Annotated in this window: 18 protein-coding genes and 3 pseudogenes; 18 read left to right on the forward strand and 3 right to left on the reverse strand. The window is 68.1% G+C overall.

Annotated elements, in window-relative coordinates:
* Window positions 1–35 precede the first annotated feature (35 nt).
* Window positions 36–1097 carry a YihY/virulence factor BrkB family protein gene (locus tag G4G29_RS08345; RefSeq protein ID WP_244632535.1) on the reverse strand — a complete coding sequence of 354 codons (1062 nt, stop codon included), beginning with the start codon at window positions 1095–1097 and terminating at the stop codon, window positions 36–38.
* Window positions 1098–1245: 148 nt separating this feature from the next.
* Between G4G29_RS08345 and lysA the strand changes: the two are divergent.
* The 7 genes and pseudogenes from lysA (at window position 1246) to G4G29_RS08380 (ending at window position 9176) form a co-directional block, all read left to right on the forward strand.
* Window positions 1246–2661 (forward strand): annotated as a pseudogene (lysA, locus tag G4G29_RS08350) (diaminopimelate decarboxylase).
* A gap of 21 nt (window positions 2662–2682) precedes the next feature.
* Entirely contained in the window at window positions 2683–4185 is a 1503-nt protein-coding gene (locus tag G4G29_RS08355) for a homoserine dehydrogenase (protein ID WP_244632536.1), read from the forward strand.
* Window positions 4091–4948 carry a homoserine kinase gene (thrB, locus tag G4G29_RS08360; protein WP_244632574.1) on the forward strand — a complete coding sequence of 286 codons (858 nt, stop codon included), beginning with the start codon at window positions 4091–4093 and terminating at the stop codon, window positions 4946–4948. Before G4G29_RS08355 ends, thrB begins: the two co-directional genes overlap by 95 nt.
* A 539-nt stretch (window positions 4949–5487) precedes the next feature.
* Window positions 5488–7041 carry a transcription termination factor Rho gene (rho, locus tag G4G29_RS08365; protein WP_244632537.1) on the forward strand — a complete coding sequence of 518 codons (1554 nt, stop codon included), beginning with the start codon at window positions 5488–5490 and terminating at the stop codon, window positions 7039–7041.
* 11 nt (window positions 7042–7052) lie between these two features.
* Window positions 7053–8132 (forward strand): peptide chain release factor 1, encoded by a 1080-nt coding sequence (gene prfA / locus G4G29_RS08370; RefSeq protein WP_183152466.1) that lies wholly within the window; start codon window positions 7053–7055, stop codon window positions 8130–8132.
* 35 nt (window positions 8133–8167) lie between these two features.
* On the forward strand, window positions 8168–8575 hold the full coding sequence (locus tag G4G29_RS08375; RefSeq protein ID WP_183152467.1) for a phage holin family protein: 408 nt from the start codon (window positions 8168–8170) through the stop codon (window positions 8573–8575).
* Between the two features lie 58 nt (window positions 8576–8633).
* Window positions 8634–9176, forward strand: coding sequence for a dihydrofolate reductase family protein (locus tag G4G29_RS08380; RefSeq protein ID WP_183152468.1), 543 nt, complete (start codon window positions 8634–8636; stop codon window positions 9174–9176).
* Window positions 9177–9238: 62 nt separating this feature from the next.
* Here G4G29_RS08380 and epsC read toward each other — a convergent pair.
* Together epsC and cysK are read right to left on the reverse strand one after the other, a co-directional pair.
* Window positions 9239–9812, reverse strand: a pseudogene (gene epsC / locus G4G29_RS08385) (serine O-acetyltransferase EpsC).
* Window positions 9813–9820: 8 nt separating this feature from the next.
* Window positions 9821–10758, reverse strand: a pseudogene (gene cysK, locus G4G29_RS08390) (cysteine synthase A).
* 99 nt (window positions 10759–10857) lie between these two features.
* Between cysK and prmC the strand changes: the two are divergent.
* The 11 genes from prmC (at window position 10858) to atpD (ending at window position 20867) form a co-directional block, all read left to right on the forward strand.
* Complete coding sequence (gene prmC / locus G4G29_RS08395; RefSeq protein WP_183152469.1) at window positions 10858–11718, forward strand: peptide chain release factor N(5)-glutamine methyltransferase; 861 nt, start codon at window positions 10858–10860, stop codon at window positions 11716–11718.
* Window positions 11719–11770: 52 nt separating this feature from the next.
* The gene (locus G4G29_RS08400; RefSeq protein WP_183152470.1) at window positions 11771–12511 is read left to right on the forward strand and encodes an L-threonylcarbamoyladenylate synthase; all 741 of its coding nucleotides are present in this window, start codon (window positions 11771–11773) and stop codon (window positions 12509–12511) included.
* Entirely contained in the window at window positions 12508–13680 is a 1173-nt protein-coding gene (locus G4G29_RS08405) for an MraY family glycosyltransferase (RefSeq protein WP_183152471.1), read from the forward strand. The genes G4G29_RS08400 and G4G29_RS08405 overlap by 4 nt, the downstream gene beginning before the upstream one ends.
* Window positions 13677–14201 carry a hypothetical protein gene (locus G4G29_RS08410; RefSeq protein WP_183152472.1) on the forward strand — a complete coding sequence of 175 codons (525 nt, stop codon included), beginning with the start codon at window positions 13677–13679 and terminating at the stop codon, window positions 14199–14201. The genes G4G29_RS08405 and G4G29_RS08410 overlap by 4 nt, the downstream gene beginning before the upstream one ends.
* Before the next feature lie 237 nt (window positions 14202–14438).
* Window positions 14439–15131, forward strand: coding sequence for a F0F1 ATP synthase subunit A (gene atpB / locus G4G29_RS08415; protein ID WP_244632539.1), 693 nt, complete (start codon window positions 14439–14441; stop codon window positions 15129–15131).
* A 43-nt stretch (window positions 15132–15174) separates the two neighbouring features.
* Complete coding sequence (gene atpE, locus G4G29_RS08420; RefSeq protein ID WP_045265023.1) at window positions 15175–15414, forward strand: ATP synthase F0 subunit C; 240 nt, start codon at window positions 15175–15177, stop codon at window positions 15412–15414.
* A 27-nt stretch (window positions 15415–15441) separates the two neighbouring features.
* On the forward strand, window positions 15442–15996 hold the full coding sequence (locus tag G4G29_RS08425) for a F0F1 ATP synthase subunit B (protein WP_183152473.1): 555 nt from the start codon (window positions 15442–15444) through the stop codon (window positions 15994–15996).
* On the forward strand, window positions 15996–16787 hold the full coding sequence (locus G4G29_RS08430; RefSeq protein ID WP_183152474.1) for a F0F1 ATP synthase subunit delta: 792 nt from the start codon (window positions 15996–15998) through the stop codon (window positions 16785–16787). The genes G4G29_RS08425 and G4G29_RS08430 overlap by 1 nt, the downstream gene beginning before the upstream one ends.
* Before the next feature lie 47 nt (window positions 16788–16834).
* Entirely contained in the window at window positions 16835–18475 is a 1641-nt protein-coding gene (gene atpA, locus G4G29_RS08435; protein ID WP_183152475.1) for a F0F1 ATP synthase subunit alpha, read from the forward strand.
* 19 nt (window positions 18476–18494) lie between these two features.
* Window positions 18495–19391 (forward strand): F0F1 ATP synthase subunit gamma, encoded by an 897-nt coding sequence (locus tag G4G29_RS08440; RefSeq protein ID WP_183152476.1) that lies wholly within the window; start codon window positions 18495–18497, stop codon window positions 19389–19391.
* Window positions 19392–19412: 21 nt separating this feature from the next.
* Window positions 19413–20867, forward strand: coding sequence for a F0F1 ATP synthase subunit beta (gene atpD / locus G4G29_RS08445; protein WP_183152477.1), 1455 nt, complete (start codon window positions 19413–19415; stop codon window positions 20865–20867).

Consider the following 20867-nt stretch of genomic DNA (forward strand, 5'->3'; position numbering starts at 1 on the left):
CAGCATAGCCTGACTGGTCACAACAAGGACCCGGGTCAGGGTGCGTGCTCGTCCGCTGCGGCGCGCTGTGCGGCACGCAGCTCCGCCGTGGCGATACCGACCTCGGCCTCGGCGCGCTGCAGGCGCCGCTGAGCGAAGGTGGTGGCCGCGAAGCGCGCGTGCACCCGATCGGCCCTCTCCTCCTCGGCGGTCACGATGTACGCGCACGCGAACAGCATCACCTGTGCGGAGAAGTTCAACCAGATCAGCAGCGCGAGCAGCGACGCGAACGACGCGAGGAGCGGGTTGCTCGTGGCGCCGCCGACGAACAGCCCGGACAACTCCTGCAGGACGAGGAGCCCGAACGCGCCGAGCAGGGCGCCGGGCCACAGTGAGCGTGCGGGCGGACGCACTCCGGAGAGCAGCAGGAACACCCCGATGATGAGGGCCGCATCGAGGGCGAACACGATGAGCAGGGAGAGGGCGCGAACCGTCCAGGCGACCGCGGGGAGTCCGCAGGGAGTCCGAGGGCGTCCGCGATCCACGCCACGCCGAGCTGCCCGACGAACGTGAGCGCCGCCGAGACGACGAACGCGAGTCCGATCCCCAGCGCCAGCGCGAGGTTGCGCAGGATCACCCAGATCCACAGGATGTCGTCCTGCACGGTGCCCGCGATAACCCGGACGGCGGTGCGGAGGGGAGCCGATGGCGCCGAGTGCGGCGCCGACGAGGGCGACCAGCGAGATGATGCCGGCGATCGACAGGGATGCGGGGGCGCGGAGGTCTGCGGGGTCGATCGCACCGTCCTTGCCGATGAGCCCAGGGACGGCGGACTGCACCGCTTCGACGATCGCGCGCCAGGCATCGGGGTTGCCCGCCAGCCACAGTGCGGCGAGCGAGAAGCCGAGCAGGACGCCGGCGAACACGCTGAAGAGTGCGCGGTAGGTCACGCTGTCGGCGAGTGCGGGACCGCGTTTCTCGGAGTAGAGCAGCGCGGCCCGCACTGGTCGCCTGGCGAGGGCCCAGGCGATGACCGGCGTCGTGATGCGCGCGATGAGGCCGGGCTTCGCCCGTGCGTCCGTTCGGGGGCTGTCGTCTCGTGTCTCGGTGTTCGCCACGCCCCCACCCTAGGAGCAGGGGAGGAGGCCATGCAGGGGCTTGACGCGGCGCGTCACCATGGCCAGGGCGATCGAGTCGGTGCCCTAGAATCGGGGTCAACCTCGATGTGCGCCCCCCGCCCGAGGTCCTTCCCACGATTGGTGACAAGTGCTTCTCCCTGCCGATTCGCTCGCTCCGGAATGGCTCGTCGTCCCCGAGGACGCGAACGATCTCGCCGACGGCGTGTGGCCGGCATCCGCGGTGCGCGACGACGACGGCGCCGTCGAGATCGCCGGTGTCAGCGCGACCTCTCTGGCTCGTACGTACGGCACCCCGTTGCTCGTGCTCGACGAGGAGGAGGTGCGCGGTCGAGCCCGTCGCTTCCGGGACGCGTTCGATCGGGCGGCGGCCGAGAACGGCACCACGGCGCAGGTGTACTACGCGGGCAAGGCGTTCCTGTGCACCACGATCGCGCGGTGGATGGTCGACGAGGGGCTGCGGGTCGACGTCTGCACCGGGGAGAGCTCGCCGTCGCCCTCGCCGCCGGCGTGGCGCCCGCATCGCTCGGGTTCCACGGCAACAACAAGTCGGTCGCCGAGCTCGAGCGTGCCGTCGAGGTCGGTGTCGGGACCGTCATCGTCGACAGTGCGATCGAGATCGAGCGCCTCGCGGCGATCACCGCCCGCACCGGGGCGACCCAGCGCGTGCTCGTGCGCGTGGTGAGCGGAGTCCATGCCGAGACGCACGACTTCCTCGCGACAGCCCACGAGGACCAGAAGTTCGGGTTCCCTCTCGGGAGGCCGAGACGGCGGTCGCACGCATCCGCGAGATCCCCGGCCTCGTGTTCGCCGGATTGCACTGCCACATCGGTTCGCAGATCTTCGGCGTCGCGGGATTCCGTGAGTCGGCCTCGCGCGTCCTCGACCTCCACGCCGCGCTGCTCGCGCACGGCCCGGTCCCGCAGCTCAACCTCGGCGGCGGCTTCGGCATCGCCTACACGCGCGTCGACGACCCGACACCGATCGAGGACCTCGCCGGCGCCATCGTCAGCGCCGTGGCGGAGGGATGCGCCGCTCGGGGATCCCGGTCCCCGCCCTGTCGTTCGAGCCCGGCCGGGCCATCGTCGGCACGGCAGGAGTCACGATCTACGAGGTCGGCACGACGAAGGACGTGACCGTGGAGTCGGGGTCCGTCCGCCGGTACGTCAGCGTCGACGGCGGCATGAGCGACAACGCACGACCCGCGCTCTACGGCGCCGAGTACTCGGCACGCCTCGCATCGCGCGTCGGCACGGGTGAGCCGCGGCTCAGCCGCGTTGTCGGCAAGCACTGCGAGTCCGGCGACATCGTCGTCGACCACGAGTACCTGCCGGACGATCTCGTGCCAGGCGATCTTCTGGCGGTCCCTGCGACCGGCGCGTACTGCGCTCCGCTGGCCAGCAACTACAACCATGTTCCGCGTCCGCCCGTCGTAGCCGTCAGAGACGGTCGCTCGACGATCATCGTCCGCGGCGAGACGATCGACGATGTGCTGGCCCGTGACGCGGGCATCGACGGGGCCGACGCCCCGAGGGAGAACCAATGACCCACCTCCGAAGGAGCAACCATGACTGACTACCGACGACTTCGCGTGGCACTGCTGGGCGCGGGAGCGGTCGGCTCGCAGGTCGCGGCGCTCCTGCTGCGCCACGGCGCCGAGCTCGCTGACCGCGCGGGGGCCGAGCTGGAGCTCGCCGGCATCGCCGTGCGCGACGTGGATGCGCCGCGCGATGTCGACCTGCCCAAGGAGCTGTTCACCACCGACGCCGAATCTCTGATTCTGGGCGCCGACATCGTGATCGAGCTCATCGGGGGCATCGAGCCCGCGCGCACCAGCATCCTGCAGGCGATCGGCTCCGGTGCCGACGTCGTCACGGCCAACAAGGCCCTCCTCGCAACGCACGGCCCCGAGCTCTTCGAGGCCGCAGACCGCGTCGGAGCGTCCGTCTACTACGAGGCCGCGGCCGCCGGAGCGATCCCGATCATCCGTCCGCTGCGCGATTCGCTCGCCGGCGACCGCGTGGTGCGCATCATGGGCATCGTGAACGGCACCACCAACTACATCCTCGACCGGATGGACACGGAGGGAGCGGACTTCGCCGACGTGCTGGCCGACGCGCAGCGCCTGGGCTATGCCGAAGCCGATCCGACCGCCGACGTCGAGGGGTACGACGCCGCACAGAAGGCCGCGATTCTCGCGAGCCTCGCCTTCCACACGGCCGTGCCGCTGGATGCCGTGTACCGCGAGGGCATCACCTCGATCACAGCCTCGATGATCGAGGAGGCGCGCAGCGGGCTTCGTGATCAAGCTCCTGGCCGTGTGCGAGCGCATCGAGGCGAACGGTGCCGAGTCGATCTCGGTGCGCGTCTACCCCGCGCTCGTGCCGAACTCGCACCCCTCGCATCCGTGCACGGCGCCAACAACGCGGTGTTCGTCGAGGCCGAGGCCGCCGGGTCCCTGATGTTCTACGGCGCGGGCGCCGGTGGCGTGCAGACCGCATCCGCCGTGCTCGGCGACGTCGTCTCGGCTGCTCGGCGCCACATCGCGGGAGGCGTCGGCGTCGGTGAATCCACGAGGGCGAACCTGCCGGTCGTCCCGATCGGACACGTGACCACGCGCTACCAGATCACCCTCGAGGTCTCCGATGCACCGGGCGTGCTCGCCACCGTGGCCGGGATCCTCAGCGACGGCGGCGTGTCGGTCGCCACTGTGGTGCAGACCGTCGAGGGGGAGGACGAGCCGACGGCGCGCCTGATCATCGGCACGCACCGAGCGACCGAGCAAGCCCTCAGCGCGACCGTCGATGCTCTCGCCGACAGTGATGTCGTCGCCCGCGTGGTCTCGGTGCTCCGGTGGAAGGCGAGTGACGATGGCCGCAGCCCTCGAGCCCACCGCGGGCGACACGGTCGAGGGGCGTACCGTCGAGGTCCGCGTGCCCGCGACGAGCGCGAACCTCGGCCCCGGCTTCGACACGTTGGGCCTGGCCCTCAGCATCTACGACACCCTCCAGGTCACGGCGCTCCCGGCGGGGGAGCTGCAGATCGAGGTGTCGGGTTCCGGTGCCGCTGAGATCCCGCGCGACGCGTCGAACCTCATCGTCCGCACGATCGCCTACGTGTTCGCCGACGCGCAGCGCCCGATGCCCGGACTCCGCATCGTCGCCGAGAACGGGGTCCCGCACGGTCGCGGGCTCGGTTCGTCCGGTGCCGCCGTGGCCGCCGGAGTGCTCGCCGCGAAGGGGCTGCTCGAGGGCGATGTCGAGATCGGCGACACCGACCTCCTCCGCCTGGCGACCGAGATCGAAGGGCACCCCGACAACGTGGCGCCCGCCTTGTTCGGCGGGTTGACGATCGCATGGATGTCGGAGCGCGGACCGCAGCACAAGAAGCTCCTCGTCCACCGCGGAGTCTCGCCGCTGGTGCTGGTCCCCGCCTATACGATGTCGACGTCGCAGGCACGCTCGCTCCAGCCGCCGCAGGTCTCGACCGCCGATGCCGTGTTCAACGTCTCCCGCTCCGCACTGCTGATCGCGGCGCTGATGCAGAGCCCCGAACTTCTTCTGGATGCGACCGCCGACAGGCTGCACCAGGACTACCGGGCGGGGGCCATGCCCGAGACGCAGCGGCTCGTGCAGGCGTTGCGAGCCGCGGGATTCGCCGCCGTCGTCTCCGGCGCCGGGCCGAGCGTGCTCGTGCTGGCGGACGGCCCTGGCAGTCGTCAGGACGCGGTCGAGTTGGCCGACCGGGTCACCGACACCCCGTGGGAAGCGCTCCTGCTCGCAGTCGACGTCCGTGGTGGTACAGTGGGGAATCGAGCGGAGGGCTCCACGTAACGACGTGAATCTGGCCCCATTGCAACTCTTGCAAGACCCGCACGCAAAACCCTTGAGGCACAAGTGCCGAGGCTGGCTGGCGCCGAGCGTCAGCCCGTGCGATCGTGCGCAGCACCCGTTGTGCGCGTTCAACGCTCATTCCCCATGACATATAAGGGAGTACTCGTGGAGAACCTCTCCGAGACCCAGAACGACCAGTCGGCTCCGGCCGCCGAAGCGCCTGCGGCCACTGCCGAGGCGAAGACCGACCGCGCCGCGCCGCGCGCAAGCGCGCGCCGCGCCGCGCGAGCACCGCGACAGCTGCGGCGAAGGCGGAGAAGGCCGAGGCCGCCAAGGCCGCAGCGCCGGAGGCCGACAAGACCGAGCCGAAGACCGACGCCGCGCCGAAGACCGAGTCGGCCCCTGCCGCTGCGGCCGACACTGCGGAGGCAGCGCCCAAGGCGAAGGCACCGCGGCGTAGCCGGGCGAAGAAGGCCGATGCCGAGGCCCCGGCCGCAGAATCCGCGCCCGCCGAGGCACCCGCCGTCGACGCTGCTCCGGTGGAGGCAACTGCGGAGCCCGCGCCCAAGTCGACCGGCCGTGGCCGCCGTGGAGCCCAGAAGCCTGCCGCCGAGGCAGAGGCGACGACCGCGGCAGCACCCGCTGCCGATGCCGCATCGGAGTCGGCGCCTGCCGAGTCCGCCCAGAACAACGACGGTGGATCCGACTCCTCCGACGGTGGCGAGGAGCAGGGCGGCCGTGGCCGCAACCGCAACCGCAGCCGCAACCGTGGACGCGGCCAGAACGGTGCGACGCAGGAGCAGCAGCAGGCTCAGCCCGCCGCCGACGACGACCAGGCCGGCGGCAACAGCCGCAACCGCCAGCGCAACAAGCGCCGCAACGGCGCCCCGACCGACGAGTTCGACACCGAGATCGGCGAGGACGACGTCCTGATCCCGATCGCCGGCATCCTCGACGTGCTCGACAACTACGCCTTCGTCCGCACCACCGGGTACCTCGCCGGTCCCAGCGACGTCTACGTCTCGCTCGGCCAGGTGAAGAAGTACAACCTCCGCAAGGGCGACGCGGTCGTCGGCTCGATCAAGCAGCCGCGCGAGGGCGAGCAGCAGGGTCGGCAGAAGTACAACGCGCTGGTGAAGGTCGACTCGATCAACGGCCTGTCCGTCGATGACGCCGCCACGCGTGTGGAGTTCGGCAAGCTCACCCCGCTGTACCCGCAGGAGCGTCTGCGCCTGGAGACGGCTCCCGAGAAGCTGACCCAGCGCATCATCGACCTGGTCGCCCCGGTCGGCAAGGGACAGCGCGGCCTGATCGTCGCGCCGCCCAAGGCCGGCAAGACCATCGTCCTGCAGCAGATCGCGAACGCGATCGCACAGAACAACCCCGAGGTCCACCTCATGGTCGTGCTCGTCGACGAGCGCCCCGAAGAGGTCACCGACATGGAGCGCTCCGTCAAGGGCGAGGTCATCGCCTCGACGTTCGACCGTCCGGCCGAAGACCACACCACGGTCGCCGAGCTGGCCATCGAGCGCGCGAAGCGTCTCGTGGAGCTCGGCCGCGACGTCGTCGTCCTCCTCGACTCGATCACCCGCCTCGGCCGCGCCTACAACCTGGCGGCTCCGGCCTCCGGCCGCGTGCTCACCGGTGGCGTCGACGCGTCGGCGCTGTACCCGCCGAAGCGCTTCTTCGGAGCGGCACGCAACATCGAGAACGGCGGATCCCTGACGATCCTCGCCACCGCGCTCGTCGAGACCGGGTCCAAGATGGACGAGGTCATCTTCGAGGAGTTCAAGGGCACCGGCAACAGCGAACTCCGTCTGTCCCGCGCCCTCGCCGACAAGCGGATCTTCCCGGCGGTCGACGTGAACGCGTCGAGCACCCGTCGCGAAGAGATGCTGCTCTCGGCCGACGAGGTCAAGATCACGTGGAAGCTGCGTCGTGCCCTCGCCGGCCTCGACCAGCAGCAGGCTCTCGAGGTCGTGCTCGGCAAGCTGAAGGAGACCAACTCGAACGTCGAGTTCCTCGTGCAGATGCAGAAGTCGATCCCCACGCTCCCCTCCGGCGCGCACGGGCACGACAACAACATCCGCTGAGCGGCTGAGCCGTGTTCGAGTCCGTCCAGACTCTGATCGACGAGCATCGCCGGGTGCAGGAGGAGCTCTCCGACCCGGCGGTGCACGCCGACGCCGCCCGAGCGAAGCGCGTCAACCGGCGCTACGCCGAGCTCTCGCGCATCGTCTCGGCGTATGAGGCCTGGGTCGCTGCGACCGACGATCTCGAGACCGCGCGCGAGTTCGCGCGCGAGGACGAGTCGATCGCGGCGGAGATCCCTGCGATGGAGGAGGAGTTGCAGGCCTCCCAGGAGCGTCTGCGGCGGCTGTTGATCCCGCGCGATCCGGACGATGCTCGCGACGTGATCATGGAGATCAAGGCGGGGGAGGGCGGTGCGGAGTCCGCGCTGTTCGCCGCCGATCTGCTGCGCATGTACATCCAGTACGCGGCGTCCAAGGGCTGGAAGACCGAGCTGCTCGAGCGCAACGAGTCCGACCTCGGCGGCTACAAGGACGTGCAGGTCGCGATCAAGGGCTCTTCGTCCGATCCTGCGCAGGGCGTCTGGGCACATCTGAAGTACGAAGGCGGAGTGCACCGCGTGCAGCGCGTCCCTGCCACGGAGTCGCAGGGCCGCATCCACACGTCGACCACCGGGGTGCTCGTCTTCCCCGAGGTCGACGAGCCCGAGGAGATCCAGATCGATCAGAACGATCTCAAGATCGACGTCTTCCGTTCGTCCGGTCCGGGTGGGCAGTCCGTCAACACGACCGACTCCGCGGTTCGCATCACCCACGTGCCGACCGGCATCGTCGTCTCGATGCAGAACGAGAAGTCGCAGCTGCAGAACCGCGAGGCCGGAATGCGTGTGCTGCGTGCGCGGCTGCTCGCGCGGCAGCAGGAGGAGCTGGACGCCGCCGCATCCGACGCCCGCCGTTCGCAGATCCGCGGCATGGATCGCTCGGAGCGCATCCGCACGTACAACTTCCCGGAGAACCGGATCGCCGACCACCGCACCGGGTTCAAGGCGTACAACCTCGATCAGGTGATGGACGGTGCGCTCGATCCGCTGATCGAGAGCGCGATCACCGCGGATGAGGAAGCTCGGCTCGCCGCGGTCGGTTCCGAATCCTGACGCGCGGAACGCCGTCCGAGCGCTAGGCTCTGGCCGTGATCACATTCCTGTTCCGCGGCCTCATGTACGTCGTGTCGGCGGGCCTCGGCCTGATCGCCGCCGATCTCCTTCTCGATGGCTTCGTGATCGAGTGGGACAAGTGGTGGGGCTTCGTCATCTGCATCCTGATCTTCGCGGTCCTGCAGAGCGTGCTCTCGCCCTGGGTGGGCAAGATCGCCGATCGCTACGCCCCGGTGCTGATGGGCGGCATCGGCATCGTCTCGACGCTCATCTCGCTCATCATCGTGGTGCTGTTGCCCATCGGAGGGCTCCGCATCACCGACCTCACCGGGTGGCTCCTCGGAGCGGTCATCGTGTGGTTGATCACCGCACTGGGAAGTGTGCTGCTGCCGTTGATCTTCCTGCGCAAGAAGGTCGACGCGGTCAAGACCGCGCGTCGCTAGCCTCCGTCGCCGCCGGCGGGTGACTCTTGCCACTCACCTCTCACAGAAGGAGCAGATCATGGCTCGAGTGATCGTCCATGCCACGGTGACCCTCGACGGGTTCCTCGCGGATGAGGATGGCGGGGTCGAGTGGATGTTCGGCCGCCCATCCGCACCGGAAGACGATCTCGTCGTCGAGAAGACCATGGAGCACATCGGCGCCATCGTCGGGGGAGCGAACAGGACCAGGACCATCGAGGACGGCGAGATCCCCTACGGCGGCATGCTGAAGGTGCCGGTGTACCTCATGACCCACACCGCGCACGAGCCGATCGAGCGAGACGGCATCGTCTACACGTTCGTGGTCGACGACATCGCGAAGGCGGTCGAGACGGCCATGCAGGCCGCGGGCGACAAGTGGGTCAGTCTGCTCGGCGGGAGCATCTCGCGACAGTGCCTCCAGCTCGGACTCGTCGACGAACTGCACCTCGACGTCGCGCCGGTTCTGCTGGGTGGGGGGATCTCGCTGTTCGCCGGGCTCGGGCGACGCATCGAGCTGGAGCGCCTCGAGACATCGGCCTTCGCGAGCGAAACCCATCTGCGCTACCGCGTCCTCCGCTGAGCGTGCCGATCGGCGTCGCGGCGCCGGAAGCACGTGCCCTCCTGCGGTCCACTCCGCGTCGGTCAGATCGCGTAGTAGTCCGGCGCGGTGAGCAGCGCTCTGGTGTCGTCGCCGACGGTGCGGTGACGAGGCTTGGCGGGCACGCCGACCAGGACGCTGTCTTCCGGGGCGTCGCGGGTGACGACGGCGTTGGCGCCGACCACCGAGCGTGCGCCGATCGTCACGGGGCCGAGGATCTTCGCCCCGGCGCCGACCATGACTCCGTCGGCGAGCGTCGGGTGCCGCTTGCCAGAGGTCCTGGTGCGTCCTCCGAGGGTGACGCCGTGATACAGCATCACGTCGTCGCCCACCTCGCTCGTCTCCCCGATCACCACACCCATGCCGTGGTCGATGAAGAAGCGACGCCCGATCCGCGCACCCGGATGGATCTCGATGCCGGTCAGCCATCGGGTGACCTGCGAGCCCCGCCCGTGCGAGCAGCCGCAGGCGGCGACGCCAGAGTGCGTGCGCGACGCGGTGCGCCCAGATCGCGTGGAGACCCGGGTACAGCAGAGCGACCTCGATGCCGCTGCGCGCGGCCGGGTCCCGGAGGCGAGCCGCCGCGATGTCTTCGCGCATTCGCCCGATCATGCCCATCGGACGGCTCAGTCTTCGCGGAGATCCTCGAACAGCGCGGTGGAGAGGTAGCGCTCACCGGTGTCCGGGATCACGACGACGATCGTCTTGCCGGCGTTCTCCGGGCGGGCGGCGACCTTGAGCGCTGCGGCCACCGCCGCGCCGGACGACATGCCGACGAGCAGACCCTCCTTGGCCGCGAGGTCGCGGGCGACCCGCAACGACTCATCGAACTCGGCGGTGAGGATCTCGTCGAGCACCGCACGGTCGAGCACGTCAGGGACGAAGTTCGGGCCGATGCCCTGGATCTTGTGCGGGCCGGGGTGTCCCTCGGTGAGCACGGGGAGTCCTTCGGCTCGACGGCGATGACCTGAACCCCGGGCTTCGCGGCCTTGAGGGCCTGGCCCGTCCCGGTCACGGTGCCGCCGGTTCCGACACCGGCGACGAGGATGTCGACGGCGCCGTCGGTGTCGCGGAGGATCTCCTGAGCCGTCGTCTCACGGTGGATCTGGGGGTTCGCAGCGTTCTCGAACTGACGGATCCAGATCGCGCCCGGGGTCTCGGCGACGATGCGCTTGGTCTCCTCGATCGCACCGCTCATGCCCTTCGTCGGGTCGGTGAGCACGATCTCGGCGCCGAACGCCTTGAGCAGCACGCGCCGCTCCTTCGACATCGACGCCGGCATCGTCAAGATGACCCGGTAGCCACGCGCCGCGCCGACCATCGCGAGAGCGATGCCCGTGTTCCCGCTGGTCGACTCGACGATCGTCCCGCCGGGGGTGAGGTCGCCCGAGGCCTCGGCCGCGTTGATCATGGCGATGCCGATGCGATCCTTCACGCTGGAGGCGGGGTTGTAGTACTCAAGCTTGGCGAGCACCGTCGCACCAAGGCCTTCGGTCACGCGGTTCAGACGCACGAGCGGCGTGTTGCCGAAAGCGGTCGTGATGTCGGAGTGGATGCCGGGCATGGGGAGCCTTCCTGTGCGGGTTCGCTGCCGCACCAGCCTAGGGGAGGAGGCTATGCGCGAGGGCAATGTGACGGGCTCGCGCACTCTACGCTGGAACCCATGCCCGACACCTCTCTCGGCTCGGTCGTCCGCGCCGCAGCTCAGCGCCTCGCCGATGCCGGCGTCCCGGATCCCGCGGTCGACGCCGAACTGCTCGCCGGTCATGCCCTCGGACTCCGACGCGGTGAGGTGCAGGCGGCGATCATCCGCCGAGACGAGGTCGACGACGAGGCTGCGGCTGCTCTCGACGCACTGGTGATGCGCCGCGCAGCGCGCGAGCCCCTGCAGCACATCACGGGCACAGCGCCCTTCCGTCACCTCGAACTGGCGGTCGGTCCCGGTGTCTTCGTGCCGCGCCCGGAGACCGAGACCGTCGTGCAGTACGCGATCGATGCGCTGCTCGCGTCGGCGGAGCCTTCGCCGATCGGTGTCGATCTCGGCACCGGGAGCGGGGCGATCGCTCTCGCGATGGCGACCGAGGTGCCGCACGCCCGTGTCTTCGCCGCAGAGCTCTCCACGGATGCGCATGCGTGGGCCAGCCGCAACGTGGCGGGCGTCGACAATCTGACCCTCGTCCTGTCCGACCTGGCGGAGGCGTTCCCCGAACTCGACGGCACCGCATCCGTCGTCATCTCCAATCCGCCGTATGTTCCTGACGCCGCGATCCCGCGTGATCCGGAGGTGCGTCTCTTCGATCCCGACATGGCGCTGTACGGGGGAGAGGACGGACTCGACATCGTCCGCGTACTCAGCACCCGAGCGCTGCGCCTGCTGCATCCCGGTGGCCTTCTGGTGATCGAGCACGGCGAACTCCAGGGCGAATCGATCAGGGAGATCCTGACCGCCGACGGCTGGCGAGGAGCCGCCACGCATCGCGATCTCACGCTGCGGGACCGTGCCACCACGGCACTCAGGCCCTGATCAGCAGGCTCCGAGCATCCTCCGTATCCGCGCCGCATAGAATCGAACCGTCATGTCAACCATCTTCGACTGCCGCGACGACTCGCAGCTGCTCGCCGGCATGCGCCATGCGCGCCAGGCGATCGGCCGTGGCGACCTCATCGTGATGCCCACAGACACCGTGTACGGCGTCGCCGCCGACGCCTTCTCCCCGGCAGCCGTCCAGCGGCTCCTCGATGCGAAAGGACGGGGGCGCGATCAGCCACCGCCCGTCCTCATCGGCTCGAAGGAGACGCTCGCCGCCCTGGCGGAGTCCGTCCCGGAACCCGTCGAGCGCCTCATCGAGGCCTTCTGGCCTGGCGGGCTGACGATCGTGCTCCCGGCCCAGCCCTCCCTGGTGTGGGATCTGGGGGAGACGCTGGGAACGGTCGCCGTGCGGATGCCGGAGGGACGCGTCGCCCTGGAGCTGCTGGCCGAGACCGGGCCTCTGGCCGTGTCCAGCGCGAACCTCACCGGCCGACCGGCTGCGATCTCCGCACTGGATGCGGAGAAGATGCTGGGTGACAGCGTCTCCGTGTATCTCGCAGACGGCCTCAGCAAGGACGGCATCGCCTCCACGATCGTCGATGCGACGTCTCTGGTCCGCCGTGGTTCCGATTCCGAGACAGGCGGCGTCCGCATCCTCCGCGACGGCGCGGTCTCGCGTGAGCAGCTCCAGGAGGTGCTCGGCGATCTGCTCGAGCCCGAGGAGCAAGGGGAGCACGAGCACGCCGAGCAGGCGCACGTGGAGGAGCAGCAGGACGCGGATTCGTGAAGCAGTACCTCGCCACGATCATCATCACGGCAGCGATCACGTTCGCGCTGACCTGGGCGGTCTGGCGACTGAGTCTGCGGTTCAAGCTGTACCCGGGTATCCGTGAGCGCGACGTGCACACGACGCCGACGCCGCGTCTCGGCGGCGTCGCCATCTTCCTCGGTATCGCCGCAGCCTTCGGGTTCTCGGCCATCAACCCCTTCTTCCAGAGCATCTGGATACCGCCGCAGACGATGTGGTCGATCCTCGGAGCCTCCCTGCTGATCGCGATCATCGGGGTCGTCGACGACCTCTGGGACATCGACTGGATGATCAAGCTGGGTGCGCAGTTCCTGGCCGCGGGTGTCATCACCGTCGGGGGAGGGCTGCAGATCCTCTCGCTGCCCTTCGGCGATCTGATCGTGGTCTCGAGCTGGCTGAGCATCACGATCACGATGTTCGCGATCGTGATCGTGATGAACGCGGTGAACTTCATCGACGGACTCGACGGTCTCGTGGCCGGCGTCTGCCTGATCTCGAACGGCGTGTTCTTCGCGTACTCCTACATCTTCACGCGCGACTCCGGCGCCTCCAGCTACTTCAACCTGTCGACGTTCCTCGCCGCCGCGCTGATCGGGGCCTGCCTGGGCTTCCTGCCGCTGAACTGGAGCCCGGCGAAGCTCTTCATGGGCGACTCCGGAGCCCTCGTGGTGGGTCTGCTCATGGCGACGTCGGCGATCGCGATCACCGGGCAGATGGACCCCTCGGCCCTCGACCCCGAGCGGCTCGGACGCTCGCAGCTGGTCGGTGCGTTCCTGCCCATCCTGCTGCCGCTGCTGGTGGTGCTCCTTCCCCTGCTCGACTTCGGGCTCGCCGTGCTGCGACGCATGAGCGCCGGCCGTTCGCCGTTCTCGCCCGATCGCAAGCACCTGCATCACCGGATGCTCGATCTCGGACACCGTGACCGCGACGCGGTCCTGATCTTCTATGCATGGACGGCGGTCATCTCGCTGGCCGTCCTGCTGATGTACGTCGGCGCGCGGGAGGACTGGCCCGGTCAGTACCTGCCCGGCGTCGGCTTCGGCATCGTGGGCATCGCCGCCTGCCTCGTCGTGACCCTGAGCCCCACCCGCCGCAGGAAGCGTGCAGCGGCCGCCGAACCCGACCAGACCCCCGTGGAGCCCCGATGAGCCCGAGCCCTGTTTCCAGCACCCCGATCCTGCGACGGACCCTGATCTGGTCGGCTGTGGCGACCGGGGTTCTCGCCGTCGTCGCGGCCGGCATCGGCTACATCGTCGCTCAGGGCGAGGGTCTGGTCAGCGGCCTGCTCGGCGTCCTGTTGGCGGCGCTCTTCCTCGCGATCACCGGCATCAGCATCCTGATCGCCAACCGCTGGTACGGCGATCCGATCTACGTGCAGCTCTTCTTCGCCATCGTCCTCGGCGGCTGGCTGCTCAAGCTCGGGCTCTTCGTCGTCGCGATGATCCTGCTCGCCGGGCAGCCGTGGCTGCATCCGATGGTGTTCTTCCTCTCCATCGTGGCCGGCGTGCTGATGTCGCTGGCGATCGACGTCATCGTCCTCACCCGTATGCGCCTGCCCCACGTCAGCGACACGAGCCTGCCGACCGAGGTCCCCGAGGACCGTGCACCGGGCCGTGCGAACGAGATCGGCGACGGACCGGAGCCGGCCGAGGGCGGCCCGCGGTCTTAGGGCACCCTCAGATTCTGATACTGTTGAAACGTGCCCGCCGCTCGCCCGCGAGCGCTTGCGCTGTGTAGCACACCGACCATCGTCGCCCCGGTTTAGACCGGTGCCCCGAAGCTGGAGCCCGCGCTGTTTAATCTTGCTGCGACCCTGACCCCCCGACTTGCCTCCGACGGCGAGTTCCACGGCCCTTCGATTGACGATTTCTTCCCGGAGATCCTCTTCAACGTCGGCCCGATCCCCGTGAACCGGATCCATCTGGTCCAGTTGCTCGCGGTGATCGCCGTGGTCCTGATCCTCTGGCTCGGCACGCGTCGGATGAAGGTCGTCCCCGGACGATTCCAGAGCCTGGTCGAGATGGGGCTCGGCTTCGTCCGCACCAACGTCGCCCACGACATGCTGGGTCGCAAGGACGGCGATCGCTTCCTGCCGATCCTCACGACGATCTTCTTCATGGTGCTGTTCATGAACATCACCGGGATCATCCCCTTCCTGAACATGCCGGGAACGGCGATCGTGGCGGTGCCGCTCACCCTCGCGGTGGTCAGCTACGTGACCTTCATCTACGCCGGCATCAAGCGACACGGATTCAAGTTCTTCAAGAACTCGCTCTTCCCGCAGGGTGTGCCGGTGGCCGCCATGCCGATCGTCGCGATCATCGAGCTCATCTCGACCTTCATCCTCCGCCCCGTCACTCTGACGCTGCGTCTTCTCATGAACCTCGTCGTGGGGCACATGATCCTGGTCCTCGCGTTCTCCGCGACCCAGTTCTTCTTCTTCACCGCAGGCGGCGGCTGGGCCGCGCTCGGTGTCGGAACCCTCGCCTTCGGCGGCGCCTTCACTCTCTTCGAGATTCTGGTCGCCGTCCTCCAGGCATACGTCTTCACCGTCCTCACCGCGGTCTACATCCAGCTCGCGGTCGCAGAAGAGCACTGAGCGGGCAGGCATCAGCCTTCCCACCCAACGAAAGGAAAAACCCGTGGACGCTACTACGGTTCTCGCTGAAATCAACGGTCACATCGGAGCGGTCGGCTACGGCCTCGCAGCCATCGGCCCGGCCATCGGCGTCGGCATCGTCGTCGGCAAGACCATCGAGGGCGTCGCCCGTCAGCCCGAGCTGGCCGGCCGTCTCCAGGTCCTCATGTGGATCGGTATCGCCTTCACCGAGGCGCTCGCGTTCGTCGGCATCGCCGTCGCATTCATCCCGTTCCCCGCGTAATTCTCACCGACTTCAGAAGGAGACAGGATGCTGAACGCTCTTGTCACGAACCTCGCAGCTGAGGGGGAGCCGAACAACCCCCTCATCCCTGCGTGGTACGACATCATCTGGTCGGGCGTGTGGTTCATCGTCATCCTGATCGTCGTCTGGAAGGTCGCCCTTCCCCGGCTGACGAAGATGCTCGACGAGCGCTCCGCCGCCATCGAGGGCAACATCGCGAAGGCCGACGAGGCCCAGAAGCAGGCCGAGGCGGCTCTCGAGGAGTACACGCGTCAGCTCGCTGAGGCGCGCACCGAGGCCGGCGAGATCCGCGAAGCCGCCCGTGAGGACGGCAAGAAGATCGTCGCCGAGGCGAAGGACACCGCGACCGCCGAGGCTGCTCGCATCACCGCCACCGCGCACACGCAGATCGAGGCGGAGCGTCAGACCGCTCTCGTCTCGCTGCGCAGCGAGGTCGGATCGCTCGCTCTCGACCTCGCCGGTGGCGTCGTCGGCGAGACGCTCTCCGACGATGCTCGTGCGACGGCTGTCGTCGATCGCTTCCTCGCCGACCTCGAGGCATCCGAGAAGGCGGCTCAGTAATGGGCAGCGCGACCACTCAGGCACTCGCGGCATCCATCCAGACGCTTGCCGCAGCGAAGGACGTCACTCTCGACACCGCGCGGGAGCTGCTCGCTGCCGCACGTGCCGTGAGCGAGTCGTCTCAGCTGAGCGGCGCGCTTGCTGATCCCTCCGCACCCGCCGCGGCACGGCAGAACGTCGTCGCCGCGGTGTTCGGCGGGTTCTCCACGGGTACTCAGGATGTTCTGAAGACCGCCGTGGCGGAACGCTGGTCGAACGCCGGCGAGCTGGTGGACGGTATCGAGGAGCTCGCGATCCGCGCTGCCGCGATCGCCGATCCGGATGCGGACATCGAGGGAGAGCTCTTCGGGTTCTCCCGCGTGATCGCAGCCAATCCCGAGCTCGAGCTCGCGCTGGGCAGCCGCCTCGGCGGAGAAGACGCCAAGGGTGCGCTCGTCGAGCGCCTCCTGGCCGAAGGCTCCACGAGCGCTGCGGCATCGCTGATCATCACGTCGCTCGTGCGCCAGCCGCGCGAACGTCGTGTGCGGCGCCTGCTGAACCGGGCGATGAGCATCGTCTCCAGCCAGCGCGGTCGCGTGGTGGCCACGGTGCACACCGCCGCTGCACTGAGCGATGCGCAGCGAGCACGTCTCAGCGATTCGCTCTCGCGTCGCTACGACGGTCAGGTGTCTCTCAACGTCGTCATCGACCCTGCCGTGGTCGGAGGTCTGCGTGTGCAGATCGCCGATGACGTCATCGACGGCAGCATCTCCGCACGACTCGCAGACCTTCGCCAGAAGCTCGCGGGCTAACACGACTTCGCGCGGGGAACCGCGCACCCAGATACAAAGGGAAGACAATGGCAGAACTATCGATCAGCCCCGACGTCATCCGTGACGCGCTGAAGGACTTCGCCGCAGCATACGAGCCCTCCGGGGCTGGGGCGACCGAGGTCGGCACCGTCATCGACGCCGCAGACGGCATCGCGCACGTCGAGGGACTGCCCGGCGTCATGGCGAACGAGCTCGTGATCTTCGCGGACGGCACCAAGGGGCTCGCGCAGAGCCTGAACGAGCACGAGATCGGCGTCGTCGTCCTCGGCGACTTCACCGGTGTCGAAGCAGGTCAGGAAGTCACCCGCACGGGCGAGGTCCTCTCGGTTCCGGTCGGCGACGGCTACCTCGGCCGCGTGGTCGACCCGCTCGGCAACCCGATCGACGGCCTCGGCGCGATCGCCACCGAGGGCGTCCGTGCCCTCGAGCTGCAGGCCCCCGGCGTCATGCAGCGCAAGTCGGTGCACGAGCCGATGCAGACCGGCATCAAGGCCATCGACGCGATGATCCCGGTCGGTCGCGGCCAGCGTCAGCTCATCATCGGCGACCGCCAGACCGGTAAGACGGCGATCGCGATCGACACGATCATCAACCAGAAGGCGAACTGGGAGTCCGGCGACGTCAACAAGCAGGTCCGCTGCATCTACGTCGCCATCGGCCAGAAGGGCTCGACCATCGCTTCGGTGAAGGGCGCGCTCGAAGAGGCCGGCGCCCTGGAGTACACCACGATCGTGGCTGCTCCGGCGTCCGACCCCGCCGGCTTCAAGTACCTGGCTCCCTACACGGGTTCCGCCATCGGTCAGCACTGGATGTACGGCGGCAAGCACGTCCTCATCATCTTCGATGACCTGTCGAAGCAGGCCGAGGCCTACCGTGCCGTCTCCCTGCTCCTGCGTCGCCCGCCGGGCCGCGAGGCATATCCCGGTGACGTCTTCTACCTGCACTCGCGTCTGCTCGAGCGTTGCGCGAAGCTGTCCGACGAGCTCGGCGCCGGTTCCATGACGGGTCTCCCGATCATCGAGACCAAGGCCAACGACGTCTCGGCCTACATCCCGACCAACGTGATCTCGATCACCGACGGCCAGATCTTCCTCCAGTCCGACCTCTTCAACGCCAACCAGCGTCCGGCGGTCGACGTGGGTATCTCGGTCTCGCGAGTCGGTGGTGACGCGCAGGTCAAGTCCATCAAGAAGGTCTCCGGAACGTTGAAGCTGGAGCTCGCGCAGTACCGCTCGCTCGAGGCGTTCGCGATGTTCGCATCCGACCTCGACGCGGCCTCGCGTCGTCAGCTCTCCCGCGGTGCGCGTCTGACCGAGCTGCTCAAGCAGCCGCAGTACTCGCCGTACCCCGTCGAGGAGCAGGTCGTCTCGATCTGGGCCGGCACGAACGGCAAGCTCGACACCATCGAGGTCGAAGACGTCCTGCGCTTCGAGCGCGAGCTCCTGGACTACCTGCGTCGCAACACCTCGGTTCTCGACACGCTGCGCGACACCAACGTCCTCGACGACGCCACTGTCGCAGAGCTCGAGAAGCAGACGGATGCCTTCGTCCTGGAGTTCCAGGGCGGCAAGGGCCACGCCATCGGCGCCCCTGGTCACGAGGAGCACGCTGCAGCCGAGGCTGAAGACGTCAACCAGGAGAAGATCGTCAAGGGTCGTCGCGCGTAACCGCGTGAGGTACTGACATATGGGCGCTCAACTCAGGGTCTACAAGCAGAAGATCTCTTCTGCTCAGACGACCAAGAAGATCACGAAGGCGATGGAACTCATCGCGGCTTCGCGCATCCAGAAGGCGATGGCACGCGTCAAGGCGTCCACCCCCTTCGCGCGTGCCGTGACGAGAGCCGTGTCCGCCGTCGCGACGCACTCGAACGTGGATCACCCGCTGACCCGCGAGTCCGAGAACATCACCCGCTCCGCGGTCGTGATCTTCTCCTCGGACCGCGGCCTCGCCGGAGCCTTCAACTCGCAGATCCTCCGTGAGGGTCTCGAGGTGGCTGAGCTCCTGCGTGAGCAGGGCAAGGAGCCGGTCTTCTACCTCATCGGCCGCAAGGCCGTCGGATACTTCCAGTTCCGACGCCTCGCTGCCGCTGCGGAGTGGACCGGAGACACCGACACCCCGTCGTTCCACACCGCCGAGGAGATCTCCGCGACGCTGCTCGATGCTTTCTCCCGCGGGGGCGAGGGCGGCGGCGTCGACGAGATCCACCTCGTGTACAACCGTTTCGTCAGCATGATGACGCAGTCGCCCGAGTCGGTGCGTCTGCTCCCGCTGGAGATCACGGAAGCCGATGAGTCGGAAGCCGGTAATACCGTCTACCCGCTGTACGAGTTCGAGCCGGACGCCGAGACCGTTCTCGACGCGATCCTGCCGGTGTACATCCAGAGCCGCGTCTTCAACGCCCTCCTGCAGTCCTCTGCCGCCAAGCAGGCGGCGACGCAGAAGGCGATGAAGTCGGCCAGCGACAACGCCGACAAGCTCATCACCGACTACACCCGCCTGCGCAACAACGCGCGTCAGGCGGAGATCACGCAGCAGATCGCCGAGATCGTCGGCGGCGCCGACGCTCTCTCGAGCAAATAGACCATCAGGAAAGAGACGAAAATGACCCTCACCGCTCCGGCTGACCAGCCGGCGACCGCGGTCGTCGGGCGCGTCGCACGCGTCAACGGTCCGGTTGTCGACATCGAGTTCCCGCACGACTCGATCCCCGACATCTACAACGCTCTCAAGACGTCGATCACGGTCGACGAAGAGACCACCGAGATCACGCTCGAGGTCGCTCAGCACCTCGGCGACGACCTCGTCCGCGCCATCGCCCTGAACCCGACCGACGGCATCGTCCGCGGCCAGGAGGTCCGCGACACCGGTGAGGCCATCTCGGTCCCCGTCGGCGACGTGACCAAGGGCAAGGTGTTCAACGTCATCGGCGAGGTGCTCAACCTCGAGCCCGGCGAGACGATCGAGGTCACCGAGCGCTGGCCCATCCACCGCAAGGCGCCGAACTTCGACCAGCTCGAGTCCAAGACTCAGATGTTCGAGACCGGCATCAAGTCGATCGACCTCCTCACCCCGTACGTGCTGGGTGGAAAGATCGGTCTGTTCGGTGGCGCCGGTGTCGGCAAGACCGTCCTCATCCAGGAGATGATCCAGCGCGTCGCGCAGGACCACGGTGGTGTGTCGGTGTTCGCCGGTGTCGGTGAGCGCACCCGTGAGGGCAACGACCTCATCCACGAGATGGAGGAGGCGGGCGTCTTCGACAAGACCGCGCTCGTGTTCGGCCAGATGGACGAGCCGCCGGGAACGCGTCTGCGCGTCGCCCTCTCGGCTCTGACGATGGCGGAGTACTTCCGTGACGTGCAGAAGCAGGACGTGCTGCTCTTCATCGACAACATCTTCCGCTTCACGCAGGCCGGTTCCGAGGTCTCCACGCTGCTGGGCCGCATGCCCTCCGCCGTGGGCTACCAGCCGAACCTCGCCGACGAGATGGGTGTGCTCCAGGAGCGCATCACGTCGACGCGTGGTCACTCGATCACGTCGCTGCAGGCGATCTACGTGCCGGCCGATGACTACACCGACCCGGCCCCGGCGACCACCTTCGCCCACCTCGACGCGACGACCGAGCTCTCCCGTGAGATCGCCTCGAAGGGTCTGTACCCGGCCATCGACCCGCTGACCTCGACGTCGCGCATCATGGACCCCCGCTACTTGGGCGAGGACCACTACCGCGTCGCGACGACGGTCAAGCAGATCCTCCAGAAGAACAAGGAACTGCAGGAGATCATCGCGATCCTCGGTGTCGACGAGCTCTCCGAAGAGGACAAGATCGTCGTGTCGCGTGCACGTCGCATCCAGCAGTTCCTCTCGCAGAACACCTACATGGCGAAGAAGTTCACCGGTGTCGAGGGCTCGACCGTTCCGCTGAAGGAGACCATCGAGTCGTTCGATGCGATCACCCGGGGTGACTTCGACCACGTCGCCGAGCAGGCCTTCTTCAACGTCGGTGGCATCTCCGACGTCGAAGAGCAGTGGGCGAAGATCCAGAAGGAGAACGGCTGA

The organism is Microbacterium sp. Se63.02b (assembly GCF_014171575.1).
Classification (GTDB): Bacteria; Actinomycetota; Actinomycetes; order Actinomycetales; family Microbacteriaceae; genus Microbacterium.